19 protein-coding genes are annotated in these 24,296 nt (G+C 43.2%); 9 read left to right on the plus strand and 10 right to left on the minus strand.

The genetic code is table 11. From position 1 onward, the window contains the following. From FZC79_RS18500 to FZC79_RS18535, 7 genes are all read right to left on the minus strand, one after another. Nucleotides 1-201: transposase (locus FZC79_RS18500; RefSeq protein ID WP_148947098.1), on the minus strand; the 201-nt coding region annotated here is incomplete at its 3' end. Between the two features lie 625 nt (nucleotides 202-826). Beyond that, nucleotides 827-1,897 (minus strand): plasmid pRiA4b ORF-3 family protein, encoded by a 1,071-nt coding sequence (locus FZC79_RS18505; RefSeq protein WP_148948234.1) that lies wholly within the window; start codon nucleotides 1,895-1,897, stop codon nucleotides 827-829. 451 nt (nucleotides 1,898-2,348) lie between these two features. Continuing rightward, nucleotides 2,349-3,827, minus strand: coding sequence for an exopolysaccharide Pel transporter PelG (pelG, locus tag FZC79_RS18515; RefSeq protein ID WP_187442877.1), 1,479 nt, complete (start codon nucleotides 3,825-3,827; stop codon nucleotides 2,349-2,351). Then, nucleotides 3,787-5,232, minus strand: coding sequence for a GT4 family glycosyltransferase PelF (gene pelF / locus FZC79_RS18520; protein ID WP_148948237.1), 1,446 nt, complete (start codon nucleotides 5,230-5,232; stop codon nucleotides 3,787-3,789). The genes pelG and pelF overlap by 41 nt, the downstream gene beginning before the upstream one ends. A gap of 2 nt (nucleotides 5,233-5,234) precedes the next feature. Continuing rightward, entirely contained in the window at nucleotides 5,235-7,070 is a 1,836-nt protein-coding gene (locus FZC79_RS18525; RefSeq protein WP_148948238.1) for a DUF2194 domain-containing protein, read from the minus strand. Beyond that, nucleotides 7,052-7,978, minus strand: a complete 927-nt coding sequence (locus FZC79_RS18530; protein WP_148948239.1) for a hypothetical protein — start codon at nucleotides 7,976-7,978, stop codon at nucleotides 7,052-7,054. The genes FZC79_RS18525 and FZC79_RS18530 overlap by 19 nt, the downstream gene beginning before the upstream one ends. Nucleotides 7,979-8,004: 26 nt before the next feature. Further along, nucleotides 8,005-8,919 carry a hypothetical protein gene (locus FZC79_RS18535; RefSeq protein ID WP_148948240.1) on the minus strand — a complete coding sequence of 305 codons (915 nt, stop codon included), beginning with the start codon at nucleotides 8,917-8,919 and terminating at the stop codon, nucleotides 8,005-8,007. Nucleotides 8,920-9,160: 241 nt separating this feature from the next. Between FZC79_RS18535 and FZC79_RS18540 the strand changes: the two genes are divergently transcribed. Continuing rightward, nucleotides 9,161-10,012 (plus strand): endo alpha-1,4 polygalactosaminidase, encoded by an 852-nt coding sequence (locus tag FZC79_RS18540; protein WP_148948241.1) that lies wholly within the window; start codon nucleotides 9,161-9,163, stop codon nucleotides 10,010-10,012. Nucleotides 10,013-10,197: 185 nt separating this feature from the next. Here the strand turns inward: FZC79_RS18540 and galE are convergent, their stop codons facing one another. Then, a complete protein-coding gene (gene galE / locus FZC79_RS18545; RefSeq protein WP_148948242.1) occupies nucleotides 10,198-11,268 on the minus strand; it encodes a UDP-glucose 4-epimerase GalE in 1,071 nt (356 codons plus the stop codon). 547 nt (nucleotides 11,269-11,815) lie between these two features. Between galE and FZC79_RS18550 the strand changes: the two genes are divergently transcribed. The 5 genes from FZC79_RS18550 to FZC79_RS18570 all read left to right on the plus strand — a co-directional run bounded on the left by FZC79_RS18550 (nucleotide 11,816) and on the right by FZC79_RS18570 (nucleotide 17,573). Beyond that, nucleotides 11,816-12,856 (plus strand): S-layer homology domain-containing protein, encoded by a 1,041-nt coding sequence (locus FZC79_RS18550; RefSeq protein ID WP_148948243.1) that lies wholly within the window; start codon nucleotides 11,816-11,818, stop codon nucleotides 12,854-12,856. Between the two features lie 270 nt (nucleotides 12,857-13,126). Next, nucleotides 13,127-13,921 (plus strand): transporter substrate-binding domain-containing protein, encoded by a 795-nt coding sequence (locus FZC79_RS18555; protein WP_148948244.1) that lies wholly within the window; start codon nucleotides 13,127-13,129, stop codon nucleotides 13,919-13,921. A gap of 262 nt (nucleotides 13,922-14,183) precedes the next feature. Further along, nucleotides 14,184-14,828, plus strand: coding sequence for an amino acid ABC transporter permease (locus FZC79_RS18560; protein WP_148948245.1), 645 nt, complete (start codon nucleotides 14,184-14,186; stop codon nucleotides 14,826-14,828). Continuing rightward, nucleotides 14,825-15,553 (plus strand): amino acid ABC transporter ATP-binding protein, encoded by a 729-nt coding sequence (locus FZC79_RS18565; RefSeq protein ID WP_148948246.1) that lies wholly within the window; start codon nucleotides 14,825-14,827, stop codon nucleotides 15,551-15,553. Before FZC79_RS18560 ends, FZC79_RS18565 begins: the two co-directional genes overlap by 4 nt. A gap of 274 nt (nucleotides 15,554-15,827) precedes the next feature. Next, entirely contained in the window at nucleotides 15,828-17,573 is a 1,746-nt protein-coding gene (locus FZC79_RS18570) for a phosphodiester glycosidase family protein (RefSeq protein WP_148948247.1), read from the plus strand. A 674-nt stretch (nucleotides 17,574-18,247) separates the two neighbouring features. Here FZC79_RS18570 and FZC79_RS18575 read toward each other — a convergent pair. Next, nucleotides 18,248-18,703: a competence protein ComK gene (locus FZC79_RS18575; protein WP_187442878.1), complete on the minus strand. Its 456-nt coding sequence runs from the start codon at nucleotides 18,701-18,703 to the stop codon at nucleotides 18,248-18,250. A 374-nt stretch (nucleotides 18,704-19,077) separates the two neighbouring features. Between FZC79_RS18575 and FZC79_RS18580 the strand changes: the two genes are divergently transcribed. Further along, nucleotides 19,078-19,362, plus strand: a complete 285-nt coding sequence (locus FZC79_RS18580; RefSeq protein ID WP_148948249.1) for a DUF4282 domain-containing protein — start codon at nucleotides 19,078-19,080, stop codon at nucleotides 19,360-19,362. A gap of 294 nt (nucleotides 19,363-19,656) precedes the next feature. Here FZC79_RS18580 and FZC79_RS18585 read toward each other — a convergent pair whose 3' ends face one another. Further along, on the minus strand, nucleotides 19,657-20,043 hold the full coding sequence (locus FZC79_RS18585) for a hypothetical protein (protein WP_148948250.1): 387 nt from the start codon (nucleotides 20,041-20,043) through the stop codon (nucleotides 19,657-19,659). Between the two features lie 600 nt (nucleotides 20,044-20,643). Here FZC79_RS18585 and FZC79_RS18590 point away from each other — a divergent pair. Together FZC79_RS18590 and FZC79_RS18595 are read left to right on the plus strand one after the other, a co-directional pair. Continuing rightward, complete coding sequence (locus FZC79_RS18590) at nucleotides 20,644-21,870, plus strand: S-layer homology domain-containing protein (protein ID WP_148948251.1); 1,227 nt, start codon at nucleotides 20,644-20,646, stop codon at nucleotides 21,868-21,870. Between the two features lie 438 nt (nucleotides 21,871-22,308). Beyond that, on the plus strand, nucleotides 22,309-23,364 hold the full coding sequence (locus FZC79_RS18595) for a LysM peptidoglycan-binding domain-containing protein (protein ID WP_148948252.1): 1,056 nt from the start codon (nucleotides 22,309-22,311) through the stop codon (nucleotides 23,362-23,364). The last annotated feature ends 932 nt before the right edge of the window (nucleotides 23,365-24,296 follow it).

The raw sequence follows: 24,296 nt of genomic DNA on the forward strand, positions 1-24,296 counted from the left end.
GAGCTTCTCAAACTCAGAAGGCGTAACATAGTCATGCTTACTGTTCTGAGCTTGAATGTCTTTTTTATATTTCCGTACCCATTTAGTCATCGTGGTGTAAGGGATCTCCAGCTCATAAGCTACCTCTGAAGCTTTTCTTCCTTCCTCCGCAACCATTTTACATACATACTCTTTATATTCGGATGAGTAATGTTTTCCCATGTGAACACGTCCTTATAAATGATAGTTATATTCTAACTTATTACCATTTTCCTGTGTCCACTTTTTAGACTAACTTAAATCTTGACCGAAGTGCGGCTCACTTCGTACACATCTCGACCGAAATCTCTCTCGCTTGACCGAAGTGCGGCTCACTTCATACACATCTCGGCCTAATTCTCTCTCGCTTGACGAAGTGCGGCTCACTTCGTACACATCTCGACCGAAATCTCTCTCGCTTGACCGAAGCAAGCCTCTCGCTACATATCATCCCACAACTCCTGCACCTCAAAGGATAGAATCACAGCACTGCCACTCAACTCCAGTGTAAGCACCCGACCCTTCCCATACACGAAGTAAACCCTATTCCTCTAGATTAAAGGAAAGAACTCACGACTTCCTATAAGCCCGCCTCTCAGCGTAAGGAACACACTTGCTGCAGACCTTTACCTTTTCCCCCTTATCATTGAAATAAGTTGCACCTTGTTTGAGTTTCTGCTTACAGATGGCACATTTTGATTGAATGGACAGCTTTTTTAATAGATTTAACAAGTCTATTCTCCTTTCCAGGGACTCAGCTGCAAAATCGCCGGCCCCTCATCTATACAAATTCCTTTTCCAAATCCCTTCATTCTTTCTTTAGACGCCAATTAACCTCATTGGGATTAAAAGTCTCATATCCCTGAATCTCACCCCATCCTGTCATATGCTCATTCTCAGGATGACTTTTATCGTTGATTACCCGCAGAAACTCTTCAAAGCCCGGCTCTCCGCCAACATCTTCCGGCGGCGCACTTCCTTCTCCATCTGTGCAGACAGGATAATTCACTTTATAATCCTGAACCACCTTTTCCACTTCGATTTCATGCTGCCAATTATCTCCGAAGTCATAGGTATAAAGAATAGAACTTTCCAGACATTGCGAGAGTTCAACCTCAGAGTCCATTTTCATCGGAATTTCAGTTTCTTCATTATAAGCATCATTAAAAGAAACAATTTTCACCAGCGGCTGATTCTTCGAGGTGACCCTGAACTCATAAAGGTGGCTGCTCTGCCAGTTAAAAGCAATTTGCAGGACGTTGTGCAATTGCTTCAAATTGTAATTCGTCGGTACGGTGATTCTGCGCCAGACTGAATAGTTTTCGAGCAGGAGGGTCACTTTCAGCTGAGCTGCCTCAGAATGAAAAACAGGTTGTCCAGCCATTTCTTCCAGGCTTTTATATAATTCTTCGTTAGGGTTAATGTAAGTGCCCTTGCCAGCCCCAGCCAGCAAAGAGCTGATTTTCATGCTCACATCCACTTGCGCAATAGACTCCTCGTCAATCAAGTCCGTCATAAAGTAGAAATCTTCACAAGCTCTGTTCATTCTCGCAACCGATTTTCTGTCCTTGGTCTTTGTAAAACTCGCTTCACCCGATTTCTGTATGAACTGCTCAATGATCTCCGGCTTAATCCCTTCCGCCTTAAAAATCTCACGAATCGATTGCAGCAACAGTCCGCTGAGATTTTTCAAATCCTTCGCTTTCACCCCGTAAAGCACTATTACATATTTCGTTTGATCGTTCACCATGACAATCGTCTTCTTGCGCCCGAGCTTAATAATATTGGCATGCCAGGAGAACAATGGATTTTCATCCGAAGATTCCTCGGCACTGACCTTCAGTTCATCCAGCAGCTTCTTTGTACATTGAATCAGCATATAAACACTCCTTATTTAAAATTCCCTTAATAACTTATCACTCATTTTAACATTAAGAGCTTCCAGCTGGGAGAACCTAAAGATTCAACTCCTTCAGAGACTCAGATTCAAAGCAGGTTTGAAAGAATCTACACAGTCAGTGCCGGCCTTCAATAATTATAATGCTAGAAAAGAGAAAAGTGTTGTACCTCACCACGGCTGTGCTGTAAAATCAAAGGATTTCCAGCCTCCGGCAATAATCACCACTCGCCCCACCTCCACAGTTGCTCAAGACGCTGACCTGGGAATACCTATGTCATACATGCCTGTCGATGGAAAGGATTGCAGCCGAGTTGAAATCCTTGAAACTCATGAAATATTTCATTAAAGAGGATCCTGCCCAAGACGGCAGGATCCTCTTTATTTCGACAAAATCCGGGTGGTGACTGTCACCAGAAAGGGAGTAGAAGGACTAGCGGGATTCCCGCACATCCATCCCATCCAGCCATCTCCCCAGTTTCTCTAAACGCTTTTCAGCCACGCCTTTTACAGGGCTCGGCTTGCAGAACGTATGGTACTCAAGCGATTTCAGATAGGCGGTGAGCCTGAAGGCTGCGTAGATGGAACTTGCGAAGGATCCGATGCAGAAGCTTAACCCCATCCAATCCAACCCTCCTGGAAGAAACAGGACGGTCAGCACCAAGTTGATTCCAAAGAACATGGCTGCGCTGTTCAATGCACCCTGCTGGTCGTCAAAGTAAAGCATGACCAGGAACAGGATCAGCAGCATCCCATTTGCGAGAGCGCCCATTGCTGTAATCCGGAACATCTGGATGAAGGTCTGGTCCAGTCCCAGCCATTCAAATATATAGCCGGCGAAAAACACCACCACCCCCGTGAAAATCAACTGCAGACGAAACACACGCTGCAGTTCCTGTCCCAAAACGGTCATCATCTTTTCTTTTGCCTTTTTAATCTGACCCAGGGTCCCTCCATGGTTCACCGCATTGAAATATTCCTTATACTTCAGATAAAACCTTGTCTCGATGGAGACGACAAATAGCACCATTGTCGGAAGAATCGTAAGGTAACTCCAAAAAATGGCCATATCATAATATGGGTGAATCAAGAAAGATCCTTCAACCACCCTTGCTCCTTCCCCAAACCATATGATCCAGGTGCAGACCCAGATGGCCAGATTATATAAAATTCCGGCAGCCAGCAATTTAGGATACTTGCCAAAATAAGAATAATACGCAAATTGGCCTGAGGTGTTCCAGTCTGGAAATGTCTTTAACAAAGTGTAAAACAAGGTATACAGCGTGACGGCCATTCCGACCCAAAAACCCAGCAGGAGAATGAGCGGGAGTGAATAAGCTTCGAAGGACAGCGCAGTTTGATTAAGACAGGCCAGCAGCGTGCCGAAGACCGCTACAGCTCCTCCTCCCAAAAATCCATAGCCAATGGTCCTGTAATCCTTGGCCGCAGACAAAAACAGAAGCAGCACCCATATCTGGTTCACCGTGAGGAAAAGCCCCAGAACAACCAATTTATATAGCAGAGGAAGAGGAGAAATCAGAGCGAAGGGGATCCACACACACAAGGCCAATACCGAGGTGGTCTTGGTAAGCCCAAGAAAAGCCGGCATAATCTCGTTATATTTTTTTTCATAAATTAAATCTGAGACAAATCTGGTCGCTGTCAGCTGCTGTGTGGAAAATAGAATCTGGGAAAAGATGAAACAGTAACTGACTGTAAAAATGAACAGTTCCTTATCTGCTGAGGATATCGCCGGAAACCTTCCGATAACCGCCTGTATCAGCCCGATGGCGGCAGTTATGATGATCCAGGGCCCCGCGGTTACCAGACTTGCAAATCCATAAGCTTTCAGTTTGGAAGAATACGTTTCCTTACTGAATAGATGCTGCAGATGAAACCCGATCCCCGCCATTCTTCTTCCCCCTTTCCTCATAAAGTGTGGTGTATGTCTCTATTACCTGATGAAGCTGATAGAATGCCTCTACCCTTTTTCTGCCGTTGCTGCCGAACTCCCGGCGCATCGCGGGATTTTTATAAAACCATTTCAATTTATCTCCCATTGCTTTCGCATTGACCGGCGGTACGATGAACCCCGCCTGCCCGAATTTATCCTGTTTGCTGCCGAACAGCAGCTCCCGGCAGCAGCCGACATCGGTTGCGACCCACGGCAGGCCTGCAGCCATTCCTTCCAGTAAGGCAAGGGGCTGCCCTTCTGAAATGCTGCTCAGCAGAAGCACATCGAATTCCGGCAGCCGGTCCGCAATATCCACCTTCCCTGCCAGGCAGACCTCCTCATCCAGGTTCAGCATTCTGATGAGTTCCCGGCACTCTTCCGCATATTGCTCATCTTCTTCAGCCGGTCCCATGATGACCAATTCGAATGGTACACGGGATTCCTTCAATTCGCTTGCTGCCCAGATCATCGTTTTAATATCTTTGATCGGCACAACCCTTACGATGGCACCTATTTTTAATCGGGGTCCCTGGATAGTTCTCTGCACATTCTTAAATCGTTCCAGCGAGATGCCGTTTGGGACCACACTTGTTTTTTCAGAAGGTGCCCCTGCAAGCCTCTGAAATTCCGAGTTTTTTTGAAAAAGGGTAATGACATCATCTGCATTCTGATAGGCATACCTCGAAAGCTTGTAAAAATAGTCAATCCAATTTTTCTTGAACTCAGGGGAAATCCAATCACTCTGCAGGATTTCTTCCTCCCGCTCACGGGAATAAATTCCGTGTTCCGTCAAAATGAACGGGGTGCCGCGCTGAATTTTCAAATAGGAGCCGACCAGGCCGGCGAAACCCGTTGAAGCACTATGAAGGATATCGACTTCAGGAAACTCCTGCTGCAGCAAATGAATAACCGGGCCAAGCTTCGCCTTCCACATGGAAAGATAGTCGATAAACGATTTATAACCACTCTCCTGCTGATAGCTTGCCTCCATAAGTTCCCAAAAGAACGAGGAACAAAAGAACTGTCCAGCCGTACCGATTTTCTCCTTGTCCCCGAGCAGAACAAGCTCCCGGCCGTCCTGATTTCCATGTAGCATCCAATCCCTCAGGACAGATTGGTCCTCTTCATTAAATCCGGCTCCCACCCTGGCTTTCCCACTGCCTTCATTGAGATTGATATTGGTAATGCCTGTCACATTGGACGGGATACTATATTTAAAATCGGTCTCACTCTTTGGTTTGTCGGAAATGCTGATAATATGAAATTCATGCTGCGGCATTTGCTCTATCATCATCTGAATCCAGCTGGAAACTCCCCCGCTTACATATGGATAGCTCCCTTCCGCTATGAATCCTATTCTCAATGTCACCACTCCTTAATCAAAAGTTTCGCCTGGGGCCTGGTAAGCTTGACAAGATACAAGCCTGTTTCGTCTTCTAACTGGCTGACTTGACCATAGGGATGGTTACCGGTTTCAAGCCTTTTTCCCTCCTGTACTCTGACAATCAGATGTGAGGGGTTCAGGATATTCTGCCCTGATATCTCAATTGAATCTGCAGAGTAAGCGACCTCCAGCTCTGCTTCCTGATACTTGATCAGTTTATTTCGGGCATCTTTCATGGTGAGCGGCTCCAGCCAAGGATAAGTGCCAGCAAGCTTCTTTAAATTTTTTTCAAAGTCGGCTTTCAACTCAGGCCACCCTTTATCCCCTGCCCTATGTTCATCCAAGACATCATCCGGGTGAAAAAAGTGGGAGACCACTCCAAAGTTCGCGATAGCATCCGTTTGGACAAACTCATCTTCAGGATGGAAGTTGTAGCGGCTCGTGATTCTGGGAAAATGATAGAGATTTTCATATTTCTCATCGAATTCAAATTCCTGTCCGAAGTACCCCTTATCAGCATCGGCCACATATAACGATGCAACCGTTTCAATATCAGGCATTATATTTTGAAGTGCCGCTATGCCGGTTTCATTGATGATATTGGAAGGAGGCACATAGGATTTCAACTGCTGATTGGGATAAAAGTGTTCAAAAAATGCTTTCGCTCTCTTCAGGCCTTCTTCCATTTCATCCTGATCCTTCCATGGCCTGTACCCAAGGGAAGGATCAGCAGGTTCCGCTTCTGTGACAAGAGATTGATGATTGTAGCCGTGAAAACCTATTTCACCCTCAGCCTCAAGCAGTTCCCTTCCGTAAAAGGTCATATGCCTCCGTGCTTTTTTTATCATGTCATCGACACTTAGTTCCATATCACTTCTATATGTACCGATGAATGGACTTGTGTATTTCAAACCGTACTTTTCCGACCATGCCTTCATATCCTCCCACCATATTTTTTTATAAAAATCGGCGATGGAAAGACCATACTGTTCTTTGACCGGACTGGACGAACCAGCCGGGACGGGGGAAGGGAAATCGTCAATGAAGATTACCTGAACGGCAGCCTGGCCGGTAACAAATGCCGGGACCGCAAGCCCGATGGAGTGAAGGAACAACCCGCGGAGATTCTTAGATTCCAGCATGGTGGTATTCCAGAAAAAAACCTTTCCCTCTCCATATAAATTGCTCCATAAAACAGGCTGTTCTTCAGAACTAATCAAGGTATTGGCGTTTTCCTTCAAAGAAACTTCCAATGTACTGTTGACTGCGAACGGGGTGTCGGATCCCAGTTCCCCGTAACCTGGAAAAATAGCAGAGTGAAAAGTGAAACCGTAGGATGGCTCACTCGAAAACCCGTACGTCTCCTCTATTCCTGCCAAGTCATACCAAGCCTGGTCATTGAACCGGCTTGCAAAGATCAGTCTCCCTCCTTTTTCCACAAAAGCTTCCACTTCCTTATATGGCCAGGCCTTTGAGTTTTCCCCGCCCAGCACGAGGACGTGAAAGGGAGATGGCTCCAGTTCACTGATTTCATCGACTGACAGATGTTCATATGGGACCTTCCCATAATGAAGGCCCTGACTCAAATTTTCATTCAGCCTTTTGGAGGATTCGGAGCCGTCACCCGCAAAATAGACTTTTAATGTCTGCCCCCCGGCGGAATCCCCTGCAGCTGACATCGTTGTAAAATCTTTTTCTGCTGAAACCACGGGTGTTATCACTTCATGAACGTTTTCCATACGCAGAAACTGAAATGCTGCCAATCCTATTAAAAATACTATTCCTGCTAAGCCTATGTTCAGCTTGAGTTTGTCCATTCTCCTGTTCCCTCCAATACACCAAGAGTCATTTTAAACGAATTTGGAATTGAGTCACGCTGCACAGAACGTTTCATTGCACTGATAGTACTTTTCAGTTCTTCCCATTTTCCTTCTTCATAGCAATATCGGACCATGCCCTCATATCCCCCATAATGTTCCGGGAATTTCTTCAACATCGATATGGATATTTCCCTTGCGCTTTCCTTCCTTCCGAGCATTTCCAGCACGTATGCTTGCTTTTGCAGAAAATCGGGATGTTCGGGGAATTCTGTACTTGCCTCTTTTAAAAAATGGATGCATTCCTCACCGGTCATCTCCTGCCATTTACTGCTGGCCATGCCGCTCTTCAGATAGCTGATATAGTGATCAGCGAGGACCCGATACCCTTCTGCATGCTTTGGGACCAACCGCTGCTTAAACCCTTCAATGTCTTTCCTGAACTTTTCCTGCAAAAGGTTCGAGGTCGTGGCTGCATAATGTACTGTCTCGGAATCATCGTTGCTCAAGGCAAGATCCAGACTTTTTTTCAGCCTGGTGATCCCCATGCTATGCAGGTTGAGGAGGAATTCTTTCTGCACCCGGGAATCTCCATGCCTGAAAACAGATGCAGTCGGAACTGCTTCTCTGTCTTTTTGTACAGTCTCCTCTAATTTGTTCTGTCTCCTGCCAGTCATCTCCATATAGCCGGCAGGCACCCCGTCCCTTAGGCGGTCAATCCTTCCCGAGAGATACCAGACAACAGCCCCAAATAACGAGCCGATCACCGGAAGGAACAGCGCCATCCAAAGAATCCATAACAGATGCGCGGATCGGGCCCTGTTTTGCTTTCCGGCAGCCTTGAATCCTCCCAGTACGATACATGTATTAAGGAAGATCACACTTATAATTAATAATTGACTATTCATGAATTCTTCTCACTCCACCATCAGATTTACACAACTTGCTGCTCTTTGCTTTCTTTAGTAACAGGTCGATGATCCTGGCAGTAAGATGTCCAGTCAAGAAGGGTTTGAAGCAGTTCCAAGTCATAAGGATTGAGCCGTTCAAACGCAACGCGGCCGATAGTCAGCACACCCGAAACCTGTCCGTCACATGTCACAGCACCTGCGATTAACGGAACATTCCCTTCATCCTCGAGCCTCCTGGTCAGTACTTTTCTTTTAGACAAAAGGGTTTGAAAGAAAAGTGAATTTTTTATAAGGATATACTTCTCCATCGATTCATCTGCATCACCAAGAAAGTATTTCAGCTTCATGCTGTTCGACCGTTCATCCAGGACATAGAATCGGACATCCTCTGCCTTGAACTGTTTCCTGATGACTGCCATCAGCTTCTTGGCAGTGGTATCACTAGTGGAAGAATGTATGTACTTCAACAGGGACAAAAGGGTTTCGGGGGTCTGTTCGAACTCATAAATTTTCCTCAGCAGATCCTGGCGGGAACCTTCAAGAAGCTCCACCGTCTTCTGGTGCTCTCCCAGCTCTTCCTTAACTTCGAGAAACTCATCCTGCAAATCGTTATAACGCTCTTTTTGCCTGGTCCCAATTACGGCACTGACCGCATAGACACTGAGAAAAAGCATCAGCCACTTCGCCTGCTCAATATCAAAAAAGAGGAGAAGGATATCAGACCCGTTCACCCATTCAGAGCCGACTAAATACAGGATTCCCGTACCCAGGGCGGCGGCCCCCAATCTCCAGCCGTATCTAAGCGAAAACAGCAGAACAACCAGAAGAATAAAGGCTGATTTCCAAAAGCTAAAGTCTATATCTGCAAGAAGCTCAATACTGAATAAAACCATGAAGCTCCCAAGCAGTTCCAGGCACTTTACAACATTATTTCGCACGACAGACACTCCTTTTCATCTTTTCACTTTGGCTCTTTCCACTCTTTTTCATGCGATGAGGCAGAGCTCACTTTCAAGCGGTACAGGGATACGGTAGGCGGGAAATTTTCCGGACCGCCCTCGCCTTCAGTCATTGAAAGACCATCCTAGAGAAGAATAAGCTTTAACAGTGTCTCGTTTTTTAAAAACACACGGAGATCCGATATAATGAAAACAGCAATTGAAAGCGAGGTGAACAGGCATGAAATATTTTGTGGTTTTTGGGATTTTGCTTCTTTTATCCATTCCAGTTTCCTTGAAGATTTATCAGGTCATCTTTTCCTCTGCTGAAAACCCGGGGAAAAAGCCATCCCAAATCGATACATATAAAATCTACTACGACAGTCCGACTCCTGAACTTATCAGGAAAATGCAGAAGCTGGACATGGTGATCATAGAGCCCCACCACTATTCAGAAGAGGAAATTCAACGAATTAAAGAGCATGGAACCATTGTGTTCGGCTATCTGAATGTAATGGAAATCGACAATTGGAATGACAGTGTCCGCAACGAAGTCAACTCTAATGACTATTTTTATAGAAACGGAGAAAAGATTTATTACCCAAAATGGGATTCCTACCTGGCCGATATTTCTTCGGAACACTATCAAAATCTCCTGCTGAGGGAAATTGAAACAGAAATCAGCGCCAAGAAAACGGACGGTATTTTCCTTGATACAGTGGGAAACATTGATAACGAACATCTTCAGAGTCCCGCTGTCTTACAGGAGCAGCAGACAGCCATTACCTCTTTCATCAAAAGTTTTCATGAAAGATATCCTGACTTGTTGATTGCTCAAAACTGGGGGTTCCATACCCTGAAAAATCACACAGCTCCTTATGTCGACTTCATTATGTGGGAGTCCTTCCATTTCAGCTCCCTGACGAATGACCAATGGTCGCTCGATCAAATCAAGATGCTGAACGAGCTGAAGGAACAGCATGAATTCGAAGTTCTGACCGTTTCCTTTGAAGAGGGCCGGAAAAGCAGGGAACTGGCAGACCGGAACGGATACATTCATCTCCATACAAGTGAGGACTACCTGAAATGGTAAGGGAGCTGCCGCTGCAGGAAAGCTCCCTCTCATTCTTTTTAACGTTTGTATGGTTCTTAATAAAGAACACACAAACATTATAAACCTTCCAATCTCCCGATAAAAATGTTATGACCCTCAATATGACCGAGTGAAATGATTTCAGACTCTCTTATTCTTCACTAAGCTCTTTTTTTCTTTAAAATCTATTTAGACACAAGGATAGCGGATGTGACAAGATCGGGATTGGTGAATACAGGTTCCTTTTCAGAATAACCATCAGGATTGGCAGACTGCCACCTCCAGGCATCCCTGCACATATCGGCCATCCCTTTCTCCGCCTTCCAGCCTAACTGACTCTCTGCCTTCCGCGGATCAGCATAGCATTCTGCAACATCTCCCCTCCTGCGGCCGGCAATCCGGTATGGGATCTTCTTCCCGGAAACTTCCTCAAAAGCGGATACCATCTGAAGCACACTGTAACCCTTTCCTGTTCCAAGATTATAGGTCTCAATTCCCTCTGACAAAAACAGCCTTTCAAGCGCTTTGATGTGCCCCCTCGCTAAATCAACCACGTGGATATAATCTCTTACACCCGTGCCATCAAAAGTCGGATAATCAATTCCAAAAACATTCAGATGCTCCAATTTCCCAGCTGCAACCTGAGAAATGTATGGCAGCAGATTATTGGGAATGCCGCCGGGATCCTCACCAATCTTACCGCTTTCATGGGCACCAATGGGATTAAAATACCTCAGAATTCCAATGCTCCAGTCAGGATCAGAAACTGCTATATCCCTCAGCATCTCTTCTATCATCAGCTTCGTACGGCCATACGGATTCGTCGCACTTAACGGAAAGTCCTCTGAAATCGGCACTTTTTCCGGCACACCGTACACTGTAGCAGAAGAACTGAAAACCAGCCTCTTTACATTATGGTTCCTCATGGCTTCCAAAAGATGAAGCGTCCCCGTAAGATTACTATGATAATAGTTCAATGGAAGTTCCACTGATTCTCCCACAGCTTTCAATCCCGCAAAATGCATCACTGCTTCTATGGGATTTTCTGAAAATACCCGGTTTAATCCGCCCTCATCCAGCAAGTCAAGCTCATAAAACACGGGCTCCTTCCCTGTAATCGCAAAAATCCGGTCCAGCACAGCCGGCTTGCTGTTATGGAAATTATCCACTATCACAACCTCATAACCTGCCTCCAGCAGCTCCACACATGCATGACTGCCGATATAACCAGTTCCCCCGGTCACCAAAATGGACATGAAACAACCTCCCCGTGAAAATTCTCCTAGTTCATATACCCTACAATAGCATAATTATTCTTTTTAATGAAAGGTTTTTTCATTATTGAGAACACACAAGGCATGCGTGACAGTCACGCCCCGAAATATGTCGATTAATAGATATCCCCAAGGTATAGGCGGATCCTGGTAGAAAGTGATGATAATTCAGGGCGTGACTGTCACCGCACAATCTCAGACAGAACGCTGCTCTCAATTTCCCTCAAACAGAAAATCCATTGAGTGATGGTAAACAACATTTAAATCCCAACTTCACGGTGCTGCTTATCACTGCCTTCATACATTAATCCTTTCCTTAAATATTTGTAATTCACTATCCAAAATCATAGAAAACCATTGCAACCGGGTTAAAGAGTTCACTGATCAGTACTTCCTGCTACAAGAAAAAAATGGATAATAAATAGTGCACTTACTATGCTATAGTTGGGTGGTCAATCGATATACGGAACACAGTTATAATCCGACAAATTTCGGGTGGTGACTGTCACCACCAGTAGGAGGAAACACCTTGAAAAAACTTACTATTACATTCGCAGCTGCAGCGCTGTCCTTAAGTATTGCTTCCGGAGCAAAGGCTGAGTTTCAGGATGTAACTCAGTTTAAAGAAGAGATTAGTTATTTGGAAGCCAGGGGAATTATCAATGGCCATGAAGATGGGACATTCAAACCGGAAAACAATCTTAAAAGAATACATGCAGTCCAGATTTTCCTGCGGGAGATGAACATTACCAATTTCGATGCCCCTGATCCCGGCTTGGCCGATATGCAGCCTGGCGACTATGGCTATGAAGAAGTTTCTCAAGCAGTAGAATTAGGCTTCATTTCAGGAAAGATTGCAGCAGATGGAACAAAATACTTTGATCCTTCAGGCTTCCTTACCCGAGCTGAAATGGCCAAAATGATGACAGACGGATACAACTTGACCGCCGACCAAAGAATTTCATTTATTGATGTTCCTATGCTTCATTGGGCAAACCAATATGTCAACCGGCTTGCTACAGCCAATATTACAAACGGCTTCCCTGATAGTGAGTTCAAACCTAATCAATCCATTTCCAGACAACATTTTGCCGCATTTATGGCCAGACTGCTGGATGATCGGTTCAAAGCAGAGATGAACCACCCAAGCTTCGAGCCTGACCATTCCAAAACGTATGTCTACAAACAGGGACGATATACTTCTTCCTATACTCATTCCCATGATGATCTGTGGAAGCAATACGATGTTAACACTGGCAGTTATGCCGATAACTTACGTCCATTTTCCGAAGCAGCTAATGGAATCGTGTTTGGAAAACCGCAAATGTCATTTAGTTTCACGCTTGGTTACCCTGTTAAAACCGGACATAAATGGATGGACCAGAATGCGCTGCAAATGACAATAACATCAACCGACAGTACAATAACCACCCCTGCCGGAACCTTCACCAACGCAGTAGAAGTCCGGGGCAATGGCTACCTTGAATACTATGCGCCGAACGTCGGCCTTGTAAAATCAACCTACCTTCCATACAACGACGTGATCGCAGAATTAATTGAAATTAAATAAGACAAGAATGCAAGGTGCTGCCAGAAAATATGGCAGCATCTTTTTATTAATAAAAGCCCGGCTCAACAAACAGTTAAATTTACATTCTCTTATGATTTCGATGTACTCTTATATAAGAAGGGAGTGTCCCTTTAGCGTGCTAAAGTGATAGTTTGTTCGACTTATAGATTAGTGCTTTAAAGCTTTAAAGAAGACATATCTTTTGAATTCTAATGTAAAGTTTTGTTAATATTGTAAATGTACTGAATAATAAATTTTCGGAGGGGTTAGATGAAAAGAATAAAATTCTTGAGCATTTTAATGGCTTTGACGCTGGTCTTGGGTGCTTGCGGAACGAACAACAGTGCAAATAACGGCGGTGATGAAGGAGGATCCGGCGATGACGGAGGCACTACATACACTGTTGGTACGGATACCACCTATCCTCCATTTGAGTTTGAAGAAGGCGGCGAGTATAAAGGAATCGATATTGACCTGATCAATGCCATCGCTGAGGAAGAAGGTTTTGAAATTGAGCTGAAGCCTATGGATTTCGGCGGCATCATCCCTGCTATCCTGGCTGATCAGCTGGACGTAGCGATTGCCGGTATGAGTATCACAGATGAACGAAAAGAAAAAGTCGACTTTTCAGATCCATACTTTGATGCAGGATTGACACTTGTTGTTTCAGAAGATAACACCGACATTACGAGCGAAGATGACTTGGAAGGAAAAGTAGTCGCAGTTAAGAATGGTACAACAGGCGCTGAACATGCCGAAGCAATTAAAGAAGAGGCGGGAATCAAAGAAGTACGCCAATTCAATGACAGTCCATCCATGTTTCAGGAAGTTGCAAACGGCAATGCAGATGTGCTCATAGAGGATTACCCGGTCATCGCCTATGCCATCAAAACAAGCGGTCTTGACTTGAAAACAGTGGGCGAGCGGTTGAATGGCGACCAGTACGGAATAGCTGTCAAAAAAGGCGAGAACGCTGAACTGCTTGAAAAAATCAACAGCGGTCTTCAAAAGATCAGGGACAACGGAACCTACGACGAAATCATGAACACGTATCTTGAAGAGTAAAACTTTTTTAGCGCGCTCCCTTGTAGCGCGCTATCTTTTTCGAAGGCTGTTTTCTCATTAATTGCTTCTTTTTATTACAAATTTGAAGAGATTATACGAATAAGCAGCGGAAGCCCCTGGTGAGCAAGAGAGAAAAAAATTCTCTCCCTGATTAGCGAGTAATTACCTCAGTATCCAAGCGAAAAATCCAGCACTAGGGATTTTTCCGAAAGAACCAATTTATGCGAAAACGACCTTTTCAAAAAACGAAAGGAGACAGACTATGGAAATTTTCCAGGAAGCCCTCCCCGTCTTATGGGCCGGGTTAAAAATGACAGCATACATAACCGTTCTCGGTTTGCTGTTCGGATTCATCATTGGTTTGATTACAGCACTTTTCCGCCTTTCACCGATCCCTCCTTTAAGGTGGATCGCTATTTGGTTCATCAACTTTGTACGCGGAACACCCTTCCTCGTTCAATTATTCTTTATTTATTTTGGATTGAACTCACTCTCCTTCATATCCTTCGAACCTGTAACTGCCGGTATCGTCGGGATTGCCATCAATGCGGGGGCTTATATCGCTGAAATCGTTCGTACCGGCATCCAGTCCATTGATAAGGGACAGACCGAAGCAGCAAGGACACTCGGCCTGACAAGTACGCAGACCATGCGGTACATTGTACTGCCCCAAGCGTTGAGAAGAATGCTGCCAACATTTGTAAACCAGGCGATCATCAGTCTGAAAGACACCTCCCTCTTGTCCGTCATCGGAATTGCCGAATTGACACAAAGAGGGCAAGTCGTTGTGTCGGCTACCTATGAACCTTTTAAAATATGGGGAATGGTCGCCCTGATGTATTTCGTCCTGATCTACCTGCTGACGAAACTTGGCGATTTTATAGAGAGGAGATATGAACTGCGATGAGCGTGATACAAGTCAATAACCTCAAAAAATCCTTCGGAGACCTCGAAGTCTTGAAGGATATCAGCACGGATGTAAAAGAACAGGAAGTGGTTTGCGTAGTCGGTCCATCCGGTTCAGGAAAAAGCACCTTCCTGCGATGCTTAAACAAGCTGGAAGAAATCACGGATGGTCATGTCATCGTCAATGGAAATGACATCACCGATCCAAAGATCAATATCAACAAAATACGCCAGGAAGTCGGAATGGTGTTTCAGCACTTCAACCTCTTTCCGCATAAAACAGTTCTGCAAAATATTACATTAGCACCTATGAAAACCAAGGGTGTTGACAAAGAATCTGCTAAAAAAACAGCCCTCAACCTTCTAAGAAAAGTAGGGCTTGAGGAAAAAGCTGACAGCTATCCCGGGGAACTATCCGGCGGACAGAAACAGCGTGTCGCCATCGCCAGGGCGCTTGCGATGGAACCAAAGGTCATGCTCTTCGATGAGCCGACTTCTGCACTGGATCCTGAAATGATCGGCGAAGTGTTGGAAGTGATGAAAGATCTTGCCCGCGAAGGGATGACCATGGTCGTGGTTACACATGAAATGGGATTCGCCCGTGAAGTCGGGGACCGCGTCATCTTCATGGATGGCGGCTATATAGTGGAAGAAGATGTTCCGAGCGAGTTGTTCGGTAATCCTAAGCACGAGAGGACTAAGGCTTTTCTTGGGAAGGTGTTGTAAGTATCCTATTAAAAAGCGTATCAGCGGCTTGGTGCTGATACGCTTTTTGTTTCGACAAAAACCGGGTGGTGACTGTCACGCCCCGAATAATCTTTATTTCACCCCACAGTATGAGTACACATCAGTTCAATATTATTCGACAAATCTCGGGGCGTGACAGTCACCCATGCAATCCAAATTAATACCAAAACAGTAAAAAACATCTATTTTATACGTAGATTTAAGGTTATAATTATACTAGTTTTTAAGTTTTAAAATAGGGAGAGAAAAATTGTTGAAGCAACTTAGTAGAAAGATACTTAATGGTAGTGTAGTTATATTGATGGCAATGGGGATGTTGGCGGCTATACCTTTTAACGCAGCAGCAGCGGCAACAACGTTAAAGGAAGACATACAGGTTGCACCAGGGATTGATTACAGAGACGTCCGATTAGCTGATACAGTGTCACACCAGGCTTTAAAAGTGATGGAGATAGACCTAAATGCTCCGTACACGAAAGTAGATGTTGGAGTTCCATCCGCTTTGAATAAACTCGAAAGAACGACAGCTCAGGCTCAAAGATACACTCAGGAAGGAAATACAGTTGTTGGTGCCATAAATGCTTCCTTTTTTTATTCAGGAACGGCTATGAATCTAGTTTCAAAGAATAATAGACTCGTCCATTCCGGTGAAGTATTTCCGGGAGAAGATAAATATGTGAATGAACCGATAGCCTTTGGGCTTAATTCTGCCGGGAAAGGGATTATTGATCATTATAATCTTAATATAAGTTATATACATAATGGCAGTCAATCTCCCATTACAGGTACGAATAAAGCAAGATACGCAAATAATACTATTCTTTACACTTCTGATTTCCCCGGAGGTTATACCGGGACAAACATTTATGGAACAGAAGTAATAGTAACATTGCCAATGGCTCCAGATCTGGAATTTGGATCCACTGTCGAAGGGACCGTTGAAGCCATACGGAAGGAAGGTGATCCAACATCGACACAAATTCCTGTCAATGGATTTGTGCTTTCCGGAAATGGAGTGGGATCAGATGCCTTAAAGACGATAAAGGTTGGAGATCCTATCTCACTTAATATTAATGTCGATGATAAATGGAAGGACTCAGCCTTTATGCTGGCAAGCGGGCCTATGCTGGTTAAAGGCGGGCAGGTATCACTGTCAATGGATTCAAAGAGTCCTAATGCAGGAACAAGAGCTCCAAGGACTGCAGTTGCCATTGACAAAACAGGAAGTAAAGTCTTTTTTGTCACGGTTGATGGCCGCCAAAGCGATTATAGCAATGGAATGAATTTGACCGAGTTTGCCCGCTATCTGGTTAGTATGGGGGCCGACCGGGCATTGAATTTGGACGGCGGCGGATCGACCACCATGGCAGTCCGTTTCCCGGGAAGCGAAGAATTGACTCTTGCAAACTCGCCTTCTGATGGATATGAGCGCTCTGTTTCCACCATTTTAATGGCTGTATCCACTGCGCCAAAACCAGTGTTTAACGATGTTGGGGTATCCTTCTGGGCTTTCAAGGAAATAGATGAATTAGTCAAAAAGGGAACAATTAAAGGGTTTCCTGATTTATCTTTCCGTCCTGATGAACCCATCACCAGAAGTCACGCGGCCGTCATGCTGACTCGTGAAATGGGGTTGAATACTGCTATAATTTCTAATCCAGGATTCGATGATGTACTAGAGAATGATCCGTATTATAAAGACATTGCGGCTGCCGAAAATGCCGGGTTGCTAAAAGGAAGAGGCCAAGGGGTTTTTGCAAAGGACAGCAACTTGACTCGTGCTGAAATGGCTGCAATTATTCAGAGAGCTTTCAATATTCCGGTTACCAGCCAAAGTTTTTACCCTGATTTAGCCAGTCATCATTGGGCATTCAATTCGATAAATGCCGTTACCCAGCAAAAAATTGCCGGCGGGTATCCTGATGGAAAGTACAAACCTGACAACCAAGTTACCAGGGCTGAATTCAGTGCATTTATTTACAGGGCAAACATTCGCTAAGAAGTTAATCTTTTAGAAATACTACCCCGGCAAAATTGAATAACTATGTAAAAGATCACTCCTTTTTTAAAAAGGGGTGATTTTTTGTTTGCAATAGACTTAAATTTTAAAATTTTTTATAAGAATTCTATTCGTTCTAGTCTAACTCGGAAGGCAGATTTGCTAGTCACATAAGAAAGCCCAATAACCTTTTTTCACCTCTCACCCTTATCTAAATGCGCTGAACATACAGAGCGTCAATGTTATTCACACTGCAATGATTAAATAGGAAAACTGGCTATCTGTAAATGCCTTGAGAACTGGTGCAGGAACATATCTATTCATTCCTTCCCATATAATACAAGCCGCAGCATCTGTGTTTACTTGACTTTCAACCTCTAGTCCAATGTACTGGCTTTTGCAAAAAAGAACCGCCATTCTTTTTTGAACGGAGGCCTTTTTTAGCATTAATACTAAATTTAATTTGGAATTGACTGCAGTGCACACTCAGTCCAAGTACTTGCTACAATTGGTTTTTGGGTATAGCTGGCCAGGAGTACTGACCTTCTCGCTGTCAATATTCCGGTCAACAGTAATAACATGAATAACTGAATTTTTTTGATTAAACTTCAGAAACATATGGTCCCGAAGCTGTTGATTTCTGGCATAATAATCAATGCTCTTACAGAGGGGCCTTATCTCTTCGGAAGCATGAAATGGTACATTGCAGTAAGGGTTTTTTCTCTTTGCCTAATAAGAATTGCCATGGAACACGGCACTTCCAATTCTAATCCATTCTTAAATGTGACAGCGGTCTTTCCATTTTCATGTACGAAATTATGTATGTGGTGTGTAAATAACCAGATGCAGGTATAACGTGAGGGGGACATGATTGGAAATGCAAATATGTGATCATGCTGGCAGATCATCAGAGGTGTTTTCCGATGGTAATTCAGCTCGCTCCTGACTGACTTGATTCTTCCGTCGTAGGAAGATCCCCTGACCAGGCAGGCTTCTTCTAACAGCTGCTTGACTGATTTGGAACTCAGGATCTTTTCCCCGGACTCCATAACCAGTTCAGTCTGATAGATTTCATGAAAGGCAGGGAGCAGAGCAATCGTACTTTTCGTAATGACATCTTTCTTGTTCACAGGAAAACACAACATCCTTTCGCTAATGGAATTAAATTACAGGTCAATTATACTACATAAAAACCAGGTTTCTACAAATTATTTGATAATTTGTTATATTTTTACAAATTATTTACATCTTCCACTGCGTGACAGTCACCACCCGATATTTGTCGAGTTTTGTCTCAGGACATGCATCCTAACTAATGTGTGAAAGCATTCATTTAAATACACAATAGTTCTTTTGAACAGAAAAACTTTTAGGCATTAATTAGTGAACTCAAAATACTTTGTTTTTGAAAAGAATAACTTATTATCAATACCTTGATAACCCAAAACAGACTATGGTACTATTAAATTGGTATTTTATTCCTAAATAGAGGAGGTGTGTCTAAGTGAATCAATACATAAATTTTGACAAAATGATTACTCCGGCCATTATTAAGGTCATTTTTTGGGCTGGCGTCGGTTTATCGGTTATATCCGGGTTAATCATGATGATTTCTGGAGCAGCAAGTCCTTATGGCGGAGGTTTTATGGTTTTTACAGGTTTAATGACCATCATATTAGGTCCGCTTTTCACCAGGATTTATTGTGAACTGCTTATTTTACTGTTCAAAATGAACGAAGCTCTCCAATCCATTAAGTCTAACAATGAAACCAAACGGTTCAGCGCCTAATCATCAGCACTTATTATTTAATACTTCTCTATATATAAAAAGGCGGCCTTTTAATCTAAAGGCCGCCTTTTTATCACTTTTTTTATCTGTTGATAAGAGGCTCAAGAACAACAAAACAGAATCTGGATTTGAAAGTGAGTCACCTCCTTTTTAACTACTCATGAATATTTCTCTTCTATAGCGAAAAAATAATAGCGTTACTGACACATGCAGGGATTCGGACCCATGATCTTATGGGGGCGCTGCTAAAATAGAACCCCAAACTTACAGCTGGCTCTCAAAAGGGTCTTAACCTCACCCCTCTTTTTCTTGATCGAAGTATTTCTTTATAATAGGATATACATCTGGCTCAGTCTTATAATATTGTTCACCTATCTGAGAGTCACCAAAAGAAAATGTTTCCCCATCTTCTTCTATGAAGGAAACCCAATAACGAAACCCATCCCTTTCTGATTGGTCTTCAAGAGGGTTGAAATTGATTTTTTTGATATCATTTATTAATCCTTGGACATTGTCTTTATTAGAAATAGCCACTGACTCCCCGGTGCTTCCATCCAATATAATAATTTTGTTAACATGATCGATCTTCCCGTCATAAAACTCAGTAAAAGTCCCGCTCTTCAGTCCGCAGCCTCCCAGCCAAATTACCAAAGCTAGAAATAATAATAACACTCTCTTCATAGAACCCACCTCCTCCTATTCTCGCTGATTCTGGCTTAGTAACTTTTTGAATGATAATAGATGTATCAAGATTCCTTCATTTTTCCCAGATATCCATTTAAAACATTGGATACTTTGCTTCCCCTATAGCGACCACAGAATAATCCCATAGCAAAGTAAATAGCTAACAACTTCCTAGTGTCAAAACGAGCTGGAAATACCAGAATAACCTGTTATAAGTTCATCATATACATCCCTGCAGTACCGGAAAAATTCACTTATCCAGCAGATGGACTCCACTTTTAGCCGCGACCTCAGTACAACCTTCCGACAAAGCTATTGATTTTGCTACTCATCCTATATTTCTATTTTATTCCATACCCTTTTATACAACAAACTTTTCTTTGCTCTTTTTACCATACACACCCAGGCAGCATATCATTCCTATATACGCACTTCCTGCTGAGGTAAAGATAAGTTGGAGATGGACACAGGGGGCATCTGCCACAGATGCCATTCTATGTTGTGTCATTCTATAAATCTTCCATTTTAATGAATATTTTATGTTCTCATACCAGATTTATGGTAAAATAAGGTTACTAAAACAGGCAGGTGAATATAATGAGAAAATTGACTCAGGTGCTAGTTGTTTTGTTGCTAATCTCATGTATAACAGTACAAAAGGGTAAGGCTGCATCTTATCAGATTTTTGAAGACGTACCGGAAAGTAATCCTTACTTTGAAGAAATCTACGGGTTATATGCCAAACAGGCAGTCAAGGGGTATCCCTCTTATGGAAAAATTTTATTTAAACCTAAAAACAGTATAACAAGGGCTGAATCCGCAAAGATGATTTCGGCTGTATTGGGGTTGGAAGCGACCCGGAGTACAGACATTCATTTTAAAGATATAAAAACGGATGCCTGGTACTATAAGGCAATGGCAGTTTTAGTCAATAACGGAGTGCTTACAGGTTTTCCTGATGGCACGTTGAAACCAGATGGTCTTCTAACAAGGGGGCAAATGGCTAAAATTCTCTCAGAGAGCTATGGTTACAAGACTACTACAGAGAACCTGGCTCATTTCACAGATGTAAAAAAAGACGCCTGGTATGCTGAATATGTCGGAGCACTGGTTGCGGAAGATATAACGAACGGTACATCAGAAACCACTTTCTCTCCAGATCAAAAAATTACGAGGCAGGAGCTGGCAGCTTTATTAGATCGAGCTCATAATAAAGTTTCAGCGCAAGATTTTTCTGATGGGCAGATCCAAAACTTAATTTCTGAATTACAAGTAAAAATCGATGTGGTTATTCAAAGAAACAAAATCGTTCAACCGTCAAGGCCGGCATTTTCAACAATTAGGGAAGAACTAAGAGAATATTCGACCAAGGAAATGGCGGATGGTCCATTAAAACTCTATTATGAGACATCATGTACTTCTTGTGATCATATATTGTTCGACATCCCCCTTGATTATAAGCTTCATTTTAACAAAGTTGAACACCAGCAGAATTTGATTGTTGTAGAAACAGTCAGTGCATCTAATGAAATGACACCAGGTCATTTCGCGACCATTACCTTGGTTAAAGAAAATAATCAATGGAAGCTGGCAAACTATAAATCTGAAAGTCTAACAGAACACCCTCTGGATATTTCTGTCGAAGAAGCAAAGGACTACCTATTGAACAAGTTCGAAGATGAGGGTTACCTTGATGTAAAATCATTGGAGTACCTCTACTACAATGATTTGGATAATATGTATGTCTTCGATTTAGTGACCTCAGATTCTCAATATTATAATGTGTATTTCAATCCCGACACCGGATATTATATATATGAGTAACATTTTCACTTGCAACTCGATATAGTAGTATAGGTGTCTTAAGGCCAGGAGGATTCTCCGGCCTTTTTTGTATTTCCTAAGAGGCAAACTTAAGCTATCCCCCCATACATAGTTCTTAATCTTGAAGAGACCCAGGTTTCATCCGTAACATTAGTTTTTATGTAGCAAAAATTTCTCTACTAAAGAAACCAAGGATCCTGCATTGATTCAAATCCTTCGGAGAACTTTTCCTTTGCTTCGTTCGACAAATCTCGGGGCGTGACTGTCACGCCCCGGTTTTTCTTTACCATTATTCCAAAGCAGACATCACCTATTCTACAAAAGTCGGGGCGTGACAGTCACCAAGAATATGAATATGCGAAACAACTACCCTATATCACAAAATCCATGATAAAATACTAATAAAAACTACTATATTATGACAAAAGGGGAAATAATGTGAAAAAGGTGCTTTTTACTGTAGCTGCTACTGCTGTTATTTCTACTGCGTATGGTGCTGCTGCAGAGGCAGGTTCCCATACAGTTGACAGTGGAGATTCGCTCTGGTCCATTGCCAAGAAATACAGCACTTCGGTCAATAAGGTGAAAGAATGGAACGGCTTAACTTCTGATGTCATCTATCCAAAACAGGTACTTAAAATCAATAACCCAGAAAAAGAAAAACCAGCCCCTCCACCTGTACAGGAAGTGATTCTGCTCCCGGCAATCGATAAGAAGTACACGGTGGCTTCCGGAGATACATTAATCGGAATTGCCAACAAACACTCTATTACTCTTGCAGAATTGAAGGCGCTGAATAACCTTAACGGCCACCTTATTTATCCTGGTCAAAAGCTGAATGTAGGAAAGGGTAGCATCCAGGCTCCTCCGGCAGCTGTCCCTTCTTCTGGCCCGCCCCCTGTTTCAGCTGCACCAAGCACCCCTGCTCCTCCAAAAGCAGATAGTGCCGAAAAGACTTATACAATTCAATCAGGCGATACCCTTTCTGTCATTGCCCGCTCTTACGGAATCAGCGTTTCACAGCTGAAAGAGTGGAACGGATTAAAAAGTGACATGATTTTTATCGGGCAGAAATTAAAAGTTAAAGCAGACAGTACACCTGCAGCTTCTCCCCCTGCGAAAGAGAAAGTATTTGATGCAGCGAAACTCATCCAAGAAGCCAAGTCCCATATCGGCAAGCCGTATGTTTGGGGAGGATCAACGGCCGATGGTTTCGACTGCAGCGGCTTTATCCACTATGTTTATAACGAAGCTGGATTGAAGATGAGCAGAACTTCCAGCGGCGGCTACTACAACCGCGCATACTATATAAACCAGCCAGTCGCCGGCGACCTGGTCTTTTTCGAAAATACATATAAAAAAGGAATCTCACATCTGGGAATCTACCTGGGCGGCAGCCAATTTCTTCATGCAAGTGATGACGGCGTGATGATTTCAAGCTTGGATAGTTCTTATTGGAAAAAACATTTTGATGGGTTTAAGAGATTTTATTAATAATGGGGACGGAGGTCCATCCGTCCTCTTTTCAATCAGCCAAACATATTGAAAAGAGTAATTTCTTACTTGCAGAACACTTAAAAAACAGAAGAGACCGGCTCACATTTTTATGTATGTCTGTATCATTAAATTTCTTAACAGGTGAGAGTTGAATCCAAGAAGATCAGCGGATAATCTCCGCCATTTCCCGATGTGGAACTTGCTCTTAATTGAAAATATTTAGTACCCGCTGGAACGGGAAATTGCAGTTCCTGAATGGTGTGACTCTTATGAAATGCATCCTGATAAATGACTACTCCTTTTGCTTACGCATATCCAGTCATAAGCCCTACATCACCTTCATTATATTTAGAATCTAAGACAATAGTAGACTTGAATTTGGAATATGTATAGTCACCGATATAACGGCTGCATATGTTCTAACGGACGAAGTCGTAATTTACCAGGGTACCTTTGATAAGAACAACATAAAACAGGATTTAGAAATTCAGATTCCTGCTGGAACAAAATATCTTCGCCTTCTCGCTAGCTCCGTAGCCGAAAAAGATGGAAACTATGCCATCATCTTTTCTGAGGCGAAGCTGGTATAATCATTCCCTGGCGGAGAGACAGGTTCCTGTTTCCACTATTACTCAGCTAAGGATACAAAAGAGGCATGTCAATACATGTCTCTTTTTCATGAAAAACGGGCCGCTGATCCTTAATAAAGCTTCTTCCCTCACATAATATTTCCTAAAGCATGACCAACCCTTACTCAATTCTCAAATATCGCGACTGCAATCAACACATTTAAATAGCAAATAATTCAGGGGTAAGGGACTTTAGTTGTCCCTCTTTCCTTTTCTAACTATTCTATGATAAGGTGGTGAAGATTGAAAAATAAAAAAATGATAAGTAACCTAAAGGCCCCCCATCACAACTCTGGAATT

This window comes from Rossellomorea vietnamensis (assembly GCF_008180615.1).
Taxonomy (GTDB): domain Bacteria; phylum Bacillota; class Bacilli; order Bacillales; family Bacillaceae_B; genus Rossellomorea; species Rossellomorea vietnamensis_D.